This is a genomic window from Nonomuraea marmarensis (assembly GCF_043197025.1).
Taxonomy (GTDB): domain Bacteria; phylum Actinomycetota; class Actinomycetes; order Streptosporangiales; family Streptosporangiaceae; genus Nonomuraea; species Nonomuraea marmarensis.
In genome coordinates, this window is record NZ_JBICRM010000051.1 from 16,693 (window position 1) to 30,956 (window position 14,264).

Consider the following 14,264-nt stretch of genomic DNA (forward strand, 5'->3'; position numbering starts at 1 on the left):
CGGTGATATATCAGCCTTTGATGGCGCCTTCCGCCACGCCCTTGAAAAAGAAGCGCTGAAGTGCCGCGAACACGATAACGATCGGCAGGAACGAGATCATGGTCCCGGCGGCGATCAGCCGCGGGTTGGCGCTGAACGTGCCGTTGAGATACTGCAGGCCGACGGTCAGCGTGTAGTTGTCCGGGTCGGTCAGCACGATCAGCGGCCAGAGGAAGTCGTCCCAGGCGCCGATGAACGCGAAGATCGTGACCACGCTGAGCATGCCGCGAACGTTCGGCAGGCCGATGTGGCGCAGCCGCTGCCACGCCGTCGCCCCGTCGATGATCGCGGCCTCGTCCATCTCCGGCGGGATCGCCTGGAACGCGGTCCGCATCAACAGCACGTTCAGCATCCCAATCGCCCCCGGCAACGCCACTCCGAGCAGCGTATCGGCCAGGCCGAGTGAGCGGACGGTGACGTACTGGGAGACGATCGTCACCTCGCCGGGCAGCACCAGCGTCGCCAGGAACAGCCCGAGCAGCAGCTTCGCGCCCCTGAAGCGCAGCTTGGCCAGGGCGAACCCGGCGCCGGCGGCGTTGCCCGCCACGACGATGGCGGCCGACAACGTCGAGCTGGGCGACCTGACGACCGTGCACTCGTGGGTGTTCAACGGCGTGTCCGCCCTGGACGGCCCACTCGGCCCCGCCACCGTCACGCACGCCGACTACCTGGTGGAGCTGGCCGCGGCCACCTCGGAGGATCCGGCCCGCCCGGTCTGGCTGCAGGAGGTCGGCGCGCCCGGACCCGACATCCCCGAAGCGTTCACTGCTGTTCGCTTCCGCAGACTGGCGGATTTACGACAAGTCGGGATTTGGCCACACCTATCTCATAGACAACGGCAGTTCAGGTGACTAGGAATTCGGTAGTCGTGCTTACCGATTTTCTGGAGGTCGTTCATGCTGCGTGGTTTAGGGCGAGGGACGGCGGTGGCCGTCACCTTGGCCGTGACCGCATCGTTGTCCTCGGTTCCCGGAGCTCATGCGGCCGCGCCGCCCGTGGCGTTCACGGGCGGCGCGGCGAGCGATGAGATCACGCTGATCACCGGTGACCGGGTGCAGGTGCGCGCGTTGGACGGCGAGCACAGGACGGTGACGGTCACCCCGGCGCCGCGGGCGGACGGCTCCGTGCCGACGTTCCAGGTGCTGGAGTCCGGCGACGGGACGACCGTCATCCCCGACGACGTCGCCACGCTGGTCCCCGAGCGGCTCGACACCGAGTTGTTCAACGTGACGGCGCTGGCCGAGCAGGGCTACGGCGCCGCGATCCCGCTCATCTTCACCTATGCACAGAACGCCACCAAGGCCGCGATTCCGGCCGTGAAGCAGGTCCGCACCCTGGAGAGCATCGGCGGCGCGGGCGTGTCGGTGGCGACGGCCGACGCGGCGAAATTCGGCGCCGAGCTGGCCAAGCTGGCCGCCCCGTCCGCGCAGGCCCGAGCCGCCGGCCCGCTGGCGGGCGTGTCGAAGATCTGGCTCGACCGCAAGGTGGAACCGGTGCTGGAGAACAGCGTCCCGCAGATCGGCGCGCCCGAGGCGTGGGCCGCCGGGTACGACGGCACCGGAACCACCGTGGCCGTGCTCGACACCGGCGTGGACGGCACCCACCCCGACCTCGCGGGCAAGGTCGCCGACCAGCGCGACTTCACCGGCGAGAACGTCACCGGCGACCCCCACGGCCACGGCACCCACGTCGCCAGCACGATCGCGGGCACGGGCGCGGACGGTGTCGGCAAGGGCGTGGCGCCCGGCGCGAGGCTGCTCAACGGCCGCGTGCTCGACGGCACCGGGTACGGCCAGCTGTCGTGGATCATCGACGGCATGGAGTGGGCGGCCGGCGAGAAGCACGCCGAAGTGGTCAACATGAGCCTCGGCAGCCCCGAGGCCGGCGGCCCGCTCACCTCGGCGGTGACGTGGCTCAGCAGGCAGTACGGCACGCTGTTCGTGGTGGCCGCCGGCAACGACGGTTGTGACGGCTGCGTGGGCACCCCCGGCGACGCCCCCGAGGCGCTGACCGTCGGCGCGGTGGACAAGCAGGACAAGCTCGCGGACTTCTCCAGCAAGGGCCCGATCGCCGTGGACCAGGCCGTCAAGCCCGACGTCACCGCCCCCGGCGTGAACATCACCGCGGCCAGGAGCGGCGGCGGCGCCACCACGATGTCCGGCACCTCGATGGCCACCCCGCACGTCGCGGGCGCGGCGGCGCTGCTCCGGCAGGCCCGCCCAGGGATCGCCAGCAACGAGCTGAAGTCACTGCTCATGGCCACCGCCAAGCCGGGCGACAGCCCGGTGGACGCCCAGGGCGCGGGCCGGATCGACGTGGCCGCAGCGATCAAGGACTCGGTCGTCGCCTCGGCAGGCTCGGTCAACTTCGGCACGCTCGCCCCGGGCGAGGAGAAGAGCCTCACCGTCGGCTACCGCAACCTCGGCCAGGCGCCCACCGAGCTGAAGCTGACCAGCGGCGACGCGTTCACCGCTGAGCCCGCCGAGCTGACCGTGCCCGCCTCCGGGACGGCCGAGGTCAAGGTCACGCTCAAGACCGGCAAGGCAGGGCTGCTGCGCCAGGAGCTCACGGCCTCGGTCACGGGCGGGGGCGCGGTGCGTACCCTGCTGACCGGCAGCGTCGAGGAGAAGCGCGTCGAGCTGCGCGTGCGCGGCATTGCCAGGGACGGCCGCAACGGCCGCGGCGGCTTCACCGTCCTGAACCTGGACGAAGGCACCCTGGTCGGGCGCGTGCTCCCCGGCAACCCGTCGCAGCCGTGCACCGACGCGAAGTACGGCACCGGCACCTGCCTGCTCGTCAAGCCCGGCACCTACTCCGTGCTCGGCCACATCTTCACCATGCCCGCCACGCAGGACAGCACCGCCACCGGCAAGCCGCTCAACGAGAGCCTGCTCGGCGACCCCGAAATGAAGATCACCGAGAACACCGAGGTGGTGCTGGACGCCCGCAAGGCCGTCGAGGTCAAGATCGAGACGCCCGACCACAAGACCAAGCGGAACCCGGGAGCCGCCGCCGCCCTCATGTGGTACCGCGCGGGGGAGCAGGGCAGCGCGCTGCGCGGCGGCACCACCATCTCGCCCAACGCGCAGATCGAGGAGCGGCTGTTCGTCCAGCCCACCAGGAAGGTCACCAAGGGCACCTTCGTCGTCGGCACCCGCTGGCGGCTGAAGGCCCCCGAGATCGACTTCTCCACCCTCGGCCTCGACCTCGAGCCTCAGTACGTCGACCCGGTCCAGTTCAGCGACTTCGACACCGAGTACCCGCGTCTGGACGGCACCCAGCTGCTCATGGCGGTGGACGCCGGCCGGGGCAGCCCCGAGGAGATCAAGGCCCGCGACCTGCGCGGCAAGCTGGCCGTCATCCGCCGCACCGAGGGCGTGCCGGTCTCCACCCAGTCCAATGCGGCAGCCGCCGCCGGGGCGAAGATGGTGGCCGTCTACAGCGACCAGCCCGGCGCCGACATCACCACGGGAGGCAACCGGGTCAAGCTCACCGTCCCGACCGTGCGCCTGACGCACGAGGAAGGACTGAAGCTGGTCGAACGGCTGCGCCGCCTGCCGGTGCCGATCGTGGCCAAGGGCATCGTCGCCAGCCCGTACGTCTACGACCTGTACCTGCGCGAGAAGGGCCAGGTACGCGACTCGCTCAAGTACGTCGTCCGGTCCAGGTCGCTGGCCAGGATCGAGACCGGCTACCACAGCCAGCTCAACGACGACGTGACGGTGAACGAGGCCAGGTACGTCTTCGAGCCGTGGGACACCGCGTCGATCACCACGAACCACCCGATGGCCAAGACGCCGCGCACCCGGACCGAGTACGTCACCCCCGATCCCGATCTGCGCTGGACCTCGTCGGCCGGCACGCCGGAGCGGTCCTACAACAACCTGTGGCCGCACCCGGACACGCCGCGGATCGGGATGTCGTCGCCGGAGTTCCGGCCTTATGAGGCGGGGGAGCGGGTCAGCCGCACCCTGTTCAAGCAGCCGCTGCTGCCCGGCATCAACCCGCGTAACCCGCTGCGCAGGGAGGGCGACAGGCTGCGGATCTCGATGCAGGGGTTCGTGGACGCCGACCGCAACTACGGCGACGCCTACACCAGCCAGTTCGACAAGGGGCTGAAGACCGATTTCCGGCTCTACCAGGGCGACACGCTGCTGTGGCAGACGAACTACCTGCCCTCGGGGTCGGGGACGCTCCCGCCGGAGAAGGGCGCGTACCGGATCGAGTACGACGTCGCCAACGAGGCCGAGTGGGCGAAGTTGTCCACGCGTACCAAGGCGGTGTGGACGTTCGGCTCGGAGCGGGCCGCGGAGACGACGGTGATCCCGCTGCTGCTGGCCACGTTCGACGCGCCGGTGGACCTGGAGAACCAGGCCCGGTCGCGGAAGCTGGGCCTGTCCCTCTACCACCAGGAGGGCTCGGAGCAGAGCGCGGTCAAGGACGTGTCGCTGCAGGTGTCGTACGACGACGGCGCCACCTGGAAGCCGGCCCGCCTGCAGGCCAAGGGGCACAGCGCCTATGAGACGACGCTCGACCGGTCGCCGTCCGGGTTCGTCTCGCTGCGGCTGAACGCCTCCGATGTCAACGGCAACGCCCTGTCGCAGGAGGTGATCCGGGCCTACGCCGTGCACTGACCGCCGTACATAGGTCGTCTGGGGGAGAGTTCTACTGCGGCTGGTCGATGCGGATCACGCTCATGTCCTCGGTGCGTACGGGCTGAAGGCAGTGCGCGCACACCATGACAGGCTCCAGGACCGCGCCGCAGCGGTGCCCCCAGACGGTGGGCGGGTCGCCGTCGGTGACGTACCGGTCGCCCCAGGCCATGAGCGTCAGCAGCACCGTGTTCAGCGCCCGGCCCGCGTCGGTGAGCACGTATTCGTAGCGTGGCGGATGCGGCTCGTACTGTTCCCGCGACAGCAGCCCGACCTCCTCCAGCTTGCGCAGCCTGGTGGTCAGGATGTCACGGCTGGCCCCGGTGTTGCGGGCGATCTGGTCGAAGCGGCGCACCCCCAGCAGGATCTCGCGCATGGCCAGCAGGCTCCACCGCTCGCCGACGACCGCCAGCGCGTTCGCGATCGAGCACTCCCTGGGCATGGGCAGCACCTCCTGGGTCCGGATTTCCAACTTACCGGTTGCCGGGGATGGCCGCCAGCAGCTCGCGGGTGTAGTCGTCCGCCGGGTGGTCGAAGATCTCGTCGGCGGTGCCGCTCTCCATGATCCGCCCGTCGCGCATGACGTGCACCGCGTGCGAGATCATCCGTACCACGGCCAGGTCGTGGCTGATGAACAGGTAGCTGAGTCCCAGCTCCCGCTGCAGTTCGGCGAGCAGCTCCAGGATCTGCGCCTGGACGAGCACGTCGAGCGCGGAGACGGCCTCGTCGAGCACGACCAGCTCGGGCGAGAGCGCCAGCGCCCTGGCGATGGCCACCCGCTGCCGCTGGCCGCCGGACAGCTCGTGCGGCAGCCGTTCGGCCATGGACGCGGGCAGCGCCACCTTCTCCAGCAGCTCGGCCGCGGCCTTGCGCCGGTCGGCGGCCGTGCCGACGCGGTGCACGCGCAGCGGCTCGGCGATCGACTTCTCGACGGTGTAGCGGGGGTCGAGCGAGGCGTACGGGTTCTGGAACACCGGCTGCACCCGCCTGCGGAACGCGAACAACTCCCGCCTCCCCAGCCGGGCCAGGTCCGTCCCGTCGAAGCGGATGCTCCCGGAGGTGACGTCGTCGAGGCCGAGCAGCAGGTTCGCGGTGGTCGACTTGCCCGAGCCGGACTCGCCCACGATCGACACGGTACGCCCGCGCGGGATGCTGAACGAGACCGCGTCCACCGCCGCCAGCTCCTCGCCGGTGCCCCTGATCGGGAACACCTTGCGCAGGCCCTCCACCACCACCAGGTCCTCCGCCGCACGCGGCGGCGGCCCGGGCAACCGCACGGACGACAGGCTCGGTACGGCCTTCAGCAGCCGCCTGGTGTACTCGTGCCCCGGTTCGGCCAGCATGCCGGCCGCCGGTCCCGTCTCGACGATCTCGCCCTGGTACATGACGGCCACCACGTCGGCCCGCTCCGCCGCCAGCGCCAGGTCGTGCGTGATGAGGAACACGGCCGTGCCCATCTCGGCGGTGAGCTGTCCGAGCTGGTCGAGGATGCGCCGCTGCACGGTCACGTCCAGCGCGGAGGTCGGCTCGTCTGCGATCAGCAGCTTCGGCCGGCAGGCCAGCCCCATGGCGATCAGCGCCCGCTGCCGCATGCCACCGGAGAACTCGTGCGGGTACTGCCCGATCCGCCGCGCCGGGTCGGGAATGCCCGCCAGGTCCAGCAGCTCCACCACGCGCGCCCGGGCGGCCTTCCCGGTGGCGACGCCGTGCACTTCGAGGGCCTCGGCGATCTGGTCGCCGATGCGCATGAGCGGGTTGAGGTTCGACATCGGGTCCTGCGGGACCAGACCGATGCCCGCGCCGCGGATCGCGGTCATCTCGCGCTCGCTCGCCCGGGCCAGGTCGCGCCCGTCGAACAGCACCCGGCCGGCGGTGATGCGGCCGTTGCCGGGCAGCAGCCGGTTGACCGCGGCCGCCGTGGTGGTCTTGCCAGAGCCCGACTCGCCGACGACCGCGACGGTCTGGCCGGGCAGGATCTCCATGGAGACGTTCCTGACGACGGTGACGTCCTGCTTGCGGGTGCGGAAGGCGACCGAGAGGTCACGGATCTCCAGCAGCGGGGTCATGCGGTCCTCGATCGTTGGGTGGTGGCCTGCAGCAGGGCGTTCCAGAGATCGTCGGTGGGCGTAGGGGCGCCTTCGACGAGGAGGCGGTTGCTCGCCAGGGCCAGCGCGACGTCGCGGCCCGGCACGAACCCGACCGCGCAGCCCACGTAGCCGGGGTGGCCGAGCACGGTGACGGTCTCGTCCCCGAGCTGCAGGGCGTATCTGCGGAAGCCGAGCGCCTGCTCGGGGTCGGGGCCCGGGGCGAAGAACTCCTTGGCGACCTCGGGCCGCCAGAGCTCGTCGTGCTCCTCGTACCTGGACAGCGCGAGGCCGTATCGCAGCAGGTCGGGCACGGTCGAGAAGAGCCCGGCGTGCCCGGAGACGCCGTCGAAGGCGTGGTAGGCGTTGCCGTCGGCGACCTGCCCGAGCACCGGCTCGCGACGCCAGCGCGCGAAGTCGGCGCTGCGGTAGGGGACGGGGTACGGCCGTCCGGTGTCGAGCATGGTCATCTCGACCCGGTCGTCCGGGGCGCTCATGGCCACCTCTGGGCCCGCCGGGCGGGCATACGTGGTCGCGTGCAGGCCGAGCGGTTCGGTGACCAGCTCGGTCACGGCCCGGTCCAGACTCAGCCCGGTGACGGCCTCGACGATCCGGCCGAGCAGGACGAAGCCGAGGTCGGAGTAGTACCGCCCGCGCCCGGGCCGGTAGCGCGGGGGCGGCAGCTCCGGCTGGATGTACAGCGGCCACCACTCCCACAACCCGCCCCGGTGCAGCAGCAGGTCCCGCACGGTGATCGCCTCGTACGACCGCCTCAGGTACGCGCTCAGCGGCGCGTCCAGGTCCACGAGCCGGTCGGACACCAGGCGGATGAGCGCCGTCGTGGTGGCGACGACCTTCGTGACCGAGGCGAGGTCGTGGTGGGTGTCCAGGGTCATCGGCGCGTCGCCGACCCGCTCGCCGCCTTCCCAGCGCACGGTCCGGTGGCCGGTGCACTCGGTGAGGTCGAACCAGGGTGTGCGCGCGGCCATGACCAGCCCGGCGGGGGTGTTCACGTGAGCCTCGCCAGAGGACGCCGCTCCGAGCGGGCTCATCTGGTCAGCACCAGCGAGCGCGGCGGCTCCGCGATCGGCGCGGGCAGGACCAGCGGCCCGGCGCCCGGCGTCAGCGTGCCGAGGACGCGGGCGGCCCGGGCGCCCGTCCCTCCGGGCACGGTGCCCGGCAGGCCGTGCGCGGTCAGCCAGCCGATCAGGGCGAACGCGATCGCCTCCTTGTCGTCGGCGGGCGCGCCGTAGTCGTCGGACAGCGCCACGTCCACGCCGGGCAGCGCCGCCCGCAGCCCATCCATGATCACCGGGTTACGGCACCCGCCACCCGAGACCACCAGCGCGCCGACCCCGGCGGCCAGCACGTCCCTGGCGACCGTACGCACGGTCAGCTCGGTCAACGTCGCCACCAGATCGGCATCGCGGATCGCGCGCCCCGCCCTGGCGACGGCCGCCTCCACGTACCCGAGGTGGAACAGCTCCTTCCCGGTGCTCTTCGGCGCCGCCAGCCCGTAGTACGGCTCGTCCAGCAGCACCTCAAGCAGCCGCGCGTCCACCCGCCCCGAGGCCGCGATCCTGCCGTCCTCGTCGAATCCTCGCTCGTTCAGCCCCCTGCTGGTCACCACGGCGTCGATCAGCGCGTTCGCGGGGCCGATGTCGTAGGCGTGGAGCGAGCCCCCGCGCACCACGGTCATGTTCGCGATGCCGCCCAGGTTGAGCACCCCCGCCCCGCCCTCGTGCGCGCCGAACAGCAGCCCGTCCAGCACCGACACCAGCGGGGCCCCGTGCCCGCCCGCCGTGATGTCCCGGATGCGCACATCGGACAACACCGGCACCCCGGTACGTTCGGCGATCCACGCGGGTTGCCCGATCTGCAGCGTGCCCAGCGCGTGCGCGCCCTCCACCCAGTGGAACACCGTCTGCCCATGGGACACGATCAGATCGACGGGCCCGCCCAGCGCGATCGCGTCCGCGGCGGCGGCGGCGAAGCTCTGCCCGATGAGCGTGTCGAGCACGCACACCTCGGCGAGCGTCGTCGGCGCGGGCGGCAGCGCCCCGACCAGCCGGGCTCGCAGCTCGGCCGGGTACGGCGTGCTCGCCGTGTGGCCCAGCCGGCCTTCGAGCACGGTCCCGGCCGGCTCGAACTCCACCACGGCCACGTCGATCCCGTCGTGCGACGTGCCCGAGATCATTCCAAGAACTCTCATCGTTTCCCCCGGTTCCGCGGATCGAGCGTGTCGCGCAGGCCGTCCCCGAGCAGGTTCAGGCCCACCACGAGCAGCACGACGACCGCGCCCGGCGCGACCAGCGTCCACGGGGCCACGAACACCAGACTGCGCGCCTCGAAGATCATAGAGCCGAGCGACGGCGCGGGCGGCGGCGTGCCCAGGCCCAGGAAGCTCAGCGACGCCTCGGTCAGCACGGCCCACGACAGGGACAGGGCGACCTGGATGACGACGATCGAGGTGATGTTCGGCAACACGTGCCGCAACATGATCTGCCAGCGGCTGAGGCCGGTCGAGACGGCCGCCCGCACGTACTCGATCTCCCTGAGCGACAACACGGGACCCCGGGTGACGCGGATGAAGATGGGCACGTACACGATCGCGATGGCGACGGCGACCGTGAACCAGTTGCGGGCCAGCACCGACGCCAGCGACAGCGCCAGCAGCAGCGGCGGGAACGCGAACAGCACGTTCGTCACCCCGCCGATCGCGCCGTCGGCGAAGCCGCGGTAGAAGCCCGACACGAGCCCGCCCAGCGTGCCCACCACGGTCGCGAACGCCACCGCCACGACCGCGATGAGCGCCGAGTTGCCCACCCCGGCCGCCACCCGCGAGAACACGTCCCTGCCGAACTGGTCGGTCCCGAACAGGTGCGCCCCCGACGGCGACAGGAACCGCGACGGCGGATGCTGCGCGATCGGGTCGTACGGCAGCAACCCGAGGTACGACAACACCGCCACGACCGCCAGCAGCACGAGGATGACGACGCCCGCCGCCCCGGCCGGGCTGCGCCGCAGGGCGGTCACGAGGCCCTCACCCGGGGATCGATAAGCCTGTAGAGCACGTCGGTCAGCAGGTTGACCAGCACGAACGCCAGCGCGATCACCAGCACCGTGCTCTGCACCACCGCGTACTCCTTCTGCTGGATGCCCAGCAACACCTGCCTGCCGATGCCCGGCACCGAGAAGATCTGCTCCACCACGACCGCGCCGCCCAGCAGGTAGCCGAACTGCAGCCCGGTCATGGTCACGATCGGCACGAGCGCGTTGCCGAGCACGTGCCTGACCTGCAGCCGCCGCTCCGGCACGCCCTTGGCGCGGGCGGTGCGGACGAAGTCGTTCGAGCGCACCTCCAGCACCGCCGTCCGGGTGGTGCGCAGGATCGGTGCCGCGATGCCGAAGCCGAGCACGAGCGCGGGCAGGAGCATCTGCCGCAGGTTGAGCAGCGGGTCCTCGAAGAGCGTGGCGAAGCCCTGCCCGTTGGGGTTGAACCCGAACGACGCCGCGAAGATCGACAGCAGCGTCGTGGCCAGCAGGAACGCCGGGACCGACAACCCCGCCAGGCTCACGGCCTGGCCGACGGCGTCCCTGGGGGAGTTCGTCTTCGAGGCCGACACCATGCCCAGCGGCACCCCGATGAGCAGCGCCAGCACGATCGAGAACACCGCCAGCTCGAACGTCACCGGCAGCGAGTGCAGCGTCAGGTCCAGCACGCTCTGCTGGTTACGCGCCGAGTAGCCGAGGTTCCCCGTGAACATGTTGCCCAGCCACGAGAAGAACTGCGTGAACAGCGGCTGGTCCAGGCCGTAGTACCGCTCCAGGGCCTGCAGCTGGACCGGGGTGAGCGCGGCGGCCTCGGTGCCGAGCCCGGCGGTGATCTGGTTGCCGGGGATCGCCCGGAGCATGACGAACACGAACACGGCCACCCCGAACAGGGTCCCCACCGTCCCCGCCACCCGGCGTACGAGCCCGCGCATCAGCCGACGGACGTGGTACGCAGGTACTGCAGCGAGCCGTTGGCCATCGGGACGAACCCCTGCACGCCGGCCGTCGTGGCGGTGTAGGTGTAGCCGGAGAACAACCAGATCCAGACCGCGTTGTCCTCCAACTGGGCCGACACCTTGTCGTAGATCGCCTTGCGGGCGGCCTGGTCGGTCGTCGCCTTGCCCTCCGCGAACAGCTTGTCCAGCTCGGGGGAGCTGTACCCGGCGACCTTGTTGAAGTTGCCCTTGCTGGTGAAGTAGCGGCCATAGGAGCCGTCGGGGTCGGGCCGCCCGCCGTTCAGCGCGACCGCCGCGTCGAAGTCGGCCGCCCCCCACCGGTCCACGAACGCGCCCGACTCCAGCACCTCCAGCTCCAGGTTGATCTTGGCCTCGGCGAGCTGCGCCTTGAGGTTCTGGGCCTCGTTGACCGAGGTGGCGTACTCGCCCTGGGAGACGATGGTCTTGACCGTCACCCCACCCGCCTTGCCCGCCTTGGCCAGGTACCCGGCGGCCTTGGCCAGGTCACGGCCGGGGCAGGGACGCTGCTGAGGGTCGGACTTGAACGCCGGGGCGGTGATCGGCCCGGTCACCTCGCCCTCGCCGAGCGCGGCCGTGTCCAGCACCTGCTTGCGGTCGATCGCGCACTGGATCGCCAGCCGCACGTTGACGTCCTTGAGGTCGCCGTGCTGCGCGTTGAGCTGGAGCACGTGGTAGTTGAGCTGCGGCGTCTTGGCGACGTTGATCGTGCCGGCCGCGGCGGTCTGGGCGACCAGCGGGTCGTTGAAGACCGCGAGCTGCACGTTGCCCGACTGCATCGCGGCCACGATGGACGACTCGTCGGGGATCACGCGGAACTCGATCGCGCTCGCCTTCGGCTTCTCGCCGCCCCAGTACTTGTCGTTCCTGGCCAGCGTGATCGACTGGCTCGCCTGCCGGTTACGCAGGGTGAACGGGCCCGTGCCGTTGGGGTCGGTGCTGAGCTTCGCCTCCGTGTCGCCGGAAGAGAGCATCGCCATGTTGACCGTGGCCAGGTTGGCGGGCAGCGCGGCGTCGGGGCCGGTCAGGTCGAGCACCACGGTGGCCGGGTCGGGCGCCTCGACGGACTTCACCGACGACAACGACGCCCTGGCCACGGCCGCCGTCTTCTCGTCCATGATCTGGTCGAGCGACCACTTGGCGTCCTGCGAGTCGAACGCGCTGCCGTCACTGAACGTGACACCCTGGCGGAGCTTGAGCGTGAGCTTCTTCCCGTCGCCGGAGGCCTGCCACGACTCGGCCAGACCCGGCACCACGTTGAGGTCCTTGTCGAACTCCGTCAGTGTCCCGTACAGGTTCTGCAGCACGTTCACGGCCTGGAACTGGGTGGCCTTCCAGGGGAAGAGGGTGTCGGGGTCGGAGGTCACGCCGACCACGAGCGTGCCGCCGGACTGCGCGCCGGCGCCGGCGGCGGGTTGGGAGGAGGATGAGCAGCCGGTGAGGGCGCCGGTGAGGGCGACAGTCAGCGCCGCGGCGGCGCCGATCGCGGAGAACGAGCCACGGGGCATGGTGGTCTCCTGAAGGCAGTGAGTCATAAAATTTACCGGGGTCATAAAATTACGCAGACCCTACCATCAGGGTATTAAATTTCCTTTGCGGGGATGGGTGATGATGGGCGAGGACGCCGGAACCGTACTGATCCGCATCCGCGCGGCCATGCCCGCGCTGCGGCCGTCGGAGCGGCGCATCGCGGAGGAGTTCCTGGGCGACCCCGCCGCCGCCGCGAACCTGTCCATCGCCCAGCTGGCCGCCCGCTGCGCGACCTCGACGACCTCGGTGGTGCGCTTCTACCAGCGCATGGGGTACGCCCACTACAAGGACTTCAGGATCGACCTGACCAGGGCGGTGGCACGGGAGGAGCTGACCAGGTCGAGCATGCCGGAGGTGTCGGGTGACATCGACCGGCACGACAGCCTGGCGGGCATCGTCTCCAAGGTGGCGATGAACGAGACGTTGTCCATCGCCGACACGGCCCGCGCGCTGGACATGGGGGCGCTGGGCCGGGCGGTGGCGCTGCTGCTGCCGGCCCGCAGGATCGACAGCTTCGGCGTGGGCGCCAGCGCGCTCGTGGGGCTCGACCTGCAGCAGAAGTTGTCGCGCATCGGACGTACCGCGATCAACTGGCACGACTCGCACTCCGCCTGGACGTCGGCGGCCACGCTGGACTCCGCGTGCGTGGCGGTGGCCGTCTCGCACACCGGCGCCACCGTGGACACGGTCGAGTTCCTGGCGATCGCCCGCAAGTCGGGGGCCTCGACCGTCGCCATCACGAACTTCCGCGAGTCGCCGCTGGCGGGCGCGGCCGACGTGACGCTCACGACGGCCGCCCGCGAGACCAGGTTCCGCTCGGGCGCGCTGGGCAGCCGCATCGCCCAGCTCATGGTGGTGGACTGCCTGTTCACCGGCGTCGCGCAGGCCTCCTACGACGAGTCGATGGCGGCGCTGCGCAACACGTACGCGGTCGTGCACGACCGCGTCATTCACAAACGCACATGAGACAGGTCATGTTCACAGGCCGGATTCACCTGGGGTTCACCGGCCATCTCTACCTTGTAGCCCCATGAGCTGGAGGTACCGGGCCAATGCGACACTCGAGGGCCTGACGGGATACACGTTGAAGCGACGGCTGCGCAAGGAGCCGCCGAAACCGCCGCCACCACCGCCGCTGGAGCTCCAGCGGCTGCCCGGTGACGTGGTGCGCCCGCCCGTCGACCCGGCGCACGACCGGTTGCTGCGCGAGCCGGTCTTCCTGCTCTCGTCCGTACGCTCCGGGTCCACGCTGCTGCGGGTCATGCTCAACAGCCATTCGCGGGTGCATTCGCCGATCGAGACGCACTTCAGGCGGATGACCGTCGGCCTGGGCACCGAACCCGTACGGCAGGCCATGGAGCTGCTCGGCCACACCCACAGCGACATCGAGCACCTCGTCTGGGACCGGCTGCTGCACCGCGAGCTGAGCCGCAGCGGCAAGCCGATCCTGGCGGAGAAGACGCCGAGCAACGTGTTCGCCTGGCGGCGCATCGCCACCTGCTGGCCGGACGCGCGTTTCGTCTTCCTGCTGCGCCACCCGATGTCGATCGTGCAGTCCTGGCACGAGGCCGACCCCGAGAAGCGGCCGATGGAGGAGGCGGTGCCGCGCACGATGAGCTACATGACCTACCTCGAGGAGGCCCGCACCCACCTGGACGGCCACACCATGAGGTACGAGGCCCTGGTCGCCGACCCCGAGGCCGAGCTGCGCCGGTTGTGCCTGTACCTGGGCCTCGAATGGGAGCCCGCGATGCTGAACTACGGGAAAAAGGACCACGGTGGCTTCGTCAAGGGCATCGGCGACTGGCGGGACAAGATCCGCACCGGCACGGTGGTCGCGGGCCGCCCCCTGCCGGCGCCCGACGAGATCCCCGAGGAGCTGCGCCAGATCTGCCGCCTGTGGGACTACATCCAGCCGTGACAGAGTTCGC

Annotated in this window: 12 protein-coding genes; 4 read left to right on the forward strand and 8 right to left on the reverse strand. The window is 70.6% G+C overall.

Annotated elements, in window-relative coordinates; all coding sequences use genetic code 11:
- Window positions 1–10 precede the first annotated feature (10 nt).
- On the reverse strand, window positions 11–604 hold the full coding sequence (locus ACFLIM_RS45935; RefSeq protein ID WP_393176398.1) for a carbohydrate ABC transporter permease: 594 nt from the start codon (window positions 602–604) through the stop codon (window positions 11–13).
- On the opposite strand from ACFLIM_RS45935, the gene ACFLIM_RS45940 reads away from it, so the two are divergent.
- Together ACFLIM_RS45940 and ACFLIM_RS45945 are read left to right on the forward strand one after the other, a co-directional pair.
- Entirely contained in the window at window positions 591–890 is a 300-nt protein-coding gene (locus tag ACFLIM_RS45940; protein ID WP_393176400.1) for a hypothetical protein, read from the forward strand. The genes ACFLIM_RS45935 and ACFLIM_RS45940 overlap by 14 nt on opposite strands.
- Window positions 891–935: 45 nt before the next feature.
- Window positions 936–4,673 carry a S8 family peptidase gene (locus ACFLIM_RS45945; RefSeq protein WP_393176402.1) on the forward strand — a complete coding sequence of 1,246 codons (3,738 nt, stop codon included), beginning with the start codon at window positions 936–938 and terminating at the stop codon, window positions 4,671–4,673.
- 31 nt (window positions 4,674–4,704) lie between these two features.
- Here the strand turns inward: ACFLIM_RS45945 and ACFLIM_RS45950 are convergent, their stop codons facing one another.
- Genes ACFLIM_RS45950 through ACFLIM_RS45980 form a run of 7 tightly spaced genes read right to left on the reverse strand, consistent with a single transcriptional unit; the run spans window position 4,705 to window position 12,311 of the window.
- Window positions 4,705–5,133, reverse strand: a complete 429-nt coding sequence (locus ACFLIM_RS45950; protein WP_393176404.1) for a winged helix-turn-helix transcriptional regulator — start codon at window positions 5,131–5,133, stop codon at window positions 4,705–4,707.
- Between the two features lie 31 nt (window positions 5,134–5,164).
- The gene (locus tag ACFLIM_RS45955) at window positions 5,165–6,757 is read right to left on the reverse strand and encodes an ABC transporter ATP-binding protein (protein WP_393176406.1); all 1,593 of its coding nucleotides are present in this window, start codon (window positions 6,755–6,757) and stop codon (window positions 5,165–5,167) included.
- A complete protein-coding gene (locus ACFLIM_RS45960; protein ID WP_393176408.1) occupies window positions 6,754–7,827 on the reverse strand; it encodes a serine hydrolase domain-containing protein in 1,074 nt (357 codons plus the stop codon). The genes ACFLIM_RS45955 and ACFLIM_RS45960 overlap by 4 nt, the downstream gene beginning before the upstream one ends.
- Window positions 7,824–8,987 carry an anhydro-N-acetylmuramic acid kinase gene (locus ACFLIM_RS45965; RefSeq protein WP_393176410.1) on the reverse strand — a complete coding sequence of 388 codons (1,164 nt, stop codon included), beginning with the start codon at window positions 8,985–8,987 and terminating at the stop codon, window positions 7,824–7,826. Before ACFLIM_RS45965 ends, ACFLIM_RS45960 begins: the two co-directional genes overlap by 4 nt.
- Window positions 8,984–9,811, reverse strand: coding sequence for an ABC transporter permease (locus ACFLIM_RS45970; protein ID WP_393176412.1), 828 nt, complete (start codon window positions 9,809–9,811; stop codon window positions 8,984–8,986). The genes ACFLIM_RS45965 and ACFLIM_RS45970 overlap by 4 nt, the downstream gene beginning before the upstream one ends.
- Complete coding sequence (locus ACFLIM_RS45975) at window positions 9,808–10,761, reverse strand: ABC transporter permease (protein WP_393176414.1); 954 nt, start codon at window positions 10,759–10,761, stop codon at window positions 9,808–9,810. The genes ACFLIM_RS45970 and ACFLIM_RS45975 overlap by 4 nt, the downstream gene beginning before the upstream one ends.
- Window positions 10,761–12,311, reverse strand: a complete 1,551-nt coding sequence (locus tag ACFLIM_RS45980; RefSeq protein WP_393176416.1) for an ABC transporter substrate-binding protein — start codon at window positions 12,309–12,311, stop codon at window positions 10,761–10,763. The genes ACFLIM_RS45975 and ACFLIM_RS45980 overlap by 1 nt, the downstream gene beginning before the upstream one ends.
- A 100-nt stretch (window positions 12,312–12,411) precedes the next feature.
- On the opposite strand from ACFLIM_RS45980, the gene ACFLIM_RS45985 reads away from it, so the two are divergent.
- Window positions 12,412–13,299 carry a MurR/RpiR family transcriptional regulator gene (locus ACFLIM_RS45985; RefSeq protein ID WP_393176418.1) on the forward strand — a complete coding sequence of 296 codons (888 nt, stop codon included), beginning with the start codon at window positions 12,412–12,414 and terminating at the stop codon, window positions 13,297–13,299.
- Between the two features lie 64 nt (window positions 13,300–13,363).
- Window positions 13,364–14,254 (forward strand): sulfotransferase family protein, encoded by an 891-nt coding sequence (locus tag ACFLIM_RS45990; protein ID WP_393176420.1) that lies wholly within the window; start codon window positions 13,364–13,366, stop codon window positions 14,252–14,254.
- Window positions 14,255–14,264: the final 10 nt, after the last annotated feature.

Excerpts from the sequence above, each read along its gene's own strand:
- ACFLIM_RS45975 (WP_393176414.1), bottom strand. The coding sequence starts at position 10,761 with ATGCGCGGGCTCGTACGCCGGGTGGCGGGGACGGTGGGGACCCTGTTC.
- ACFLIM_RS45945 (WP_393176402.1), top strand. The coding sequence starts at position 936 with ATGCTGCGTGGTTTAGGGCGAGGGACGGCGGTGGCCGTCACCTTGGCC.
- ACFLIM_RS45940 (WP_393176400.1), top strand. The coding sequence starts at position 591 with ATGGCGGCCGACAACGTCGAGCTGGGCGACCTGACGACCGTGCACTCG.
- ACFLIM_RS45950 (WP_393176404.1), bottom strand. The coding sequence starts at position 5,133 with ATGCCCAGGGAGTGCTCGATCGCGAACGCGCTGGCGGTCGTCGGCGAG.
- ACFLIM_RS45985 (WP_393176418.1), top strand. The coding sequence starts at position 12,412 with ATGATGGGCGAGGACGCCGGAACCGTACTGATCCGCATCCGCGCGGCC.
- ACFLIM_RS45960 (WP_393176408.1), bottom strand. The coding sequence starts at position 7,827 with ATGAGCCCGCTCGGAGCGGCGTCCTCTGGCGAGGCTCACGTGAACACC.
- ACFLIM_RS45955 (WP_393176406.1), bottom strand. The coding sequence starts at position 6,757 with ATGACCCCGCTGCTGGAGATCCGTGACCTCTCGGTCGCCTTCCGCACC.
- ACFLIM_RS45980 (WP_393176416.1), bottom strand. The coding sequence starts at position 12,311 with ATGCCCCGTGGCTCGTTCTCCGCGATCGGCGCCGCCGCGGCGCTGACT.
- ACFLIM_RS45990 (WP_393176420.1), top strand. The coding sequence starts at position 13,364 with ATGAGCTGGAGGTACCGGGCCAATGCGACACTCGAGGGCCTGACGGGA.
- ACFLIM_RS45965 (WP_393176410.1), bottom strand. The coding sequence starts at position 8,987 with ATGAGAGTTCTTGGAATGATCTCGGGCACGTCGCACGACGGGATCGAC.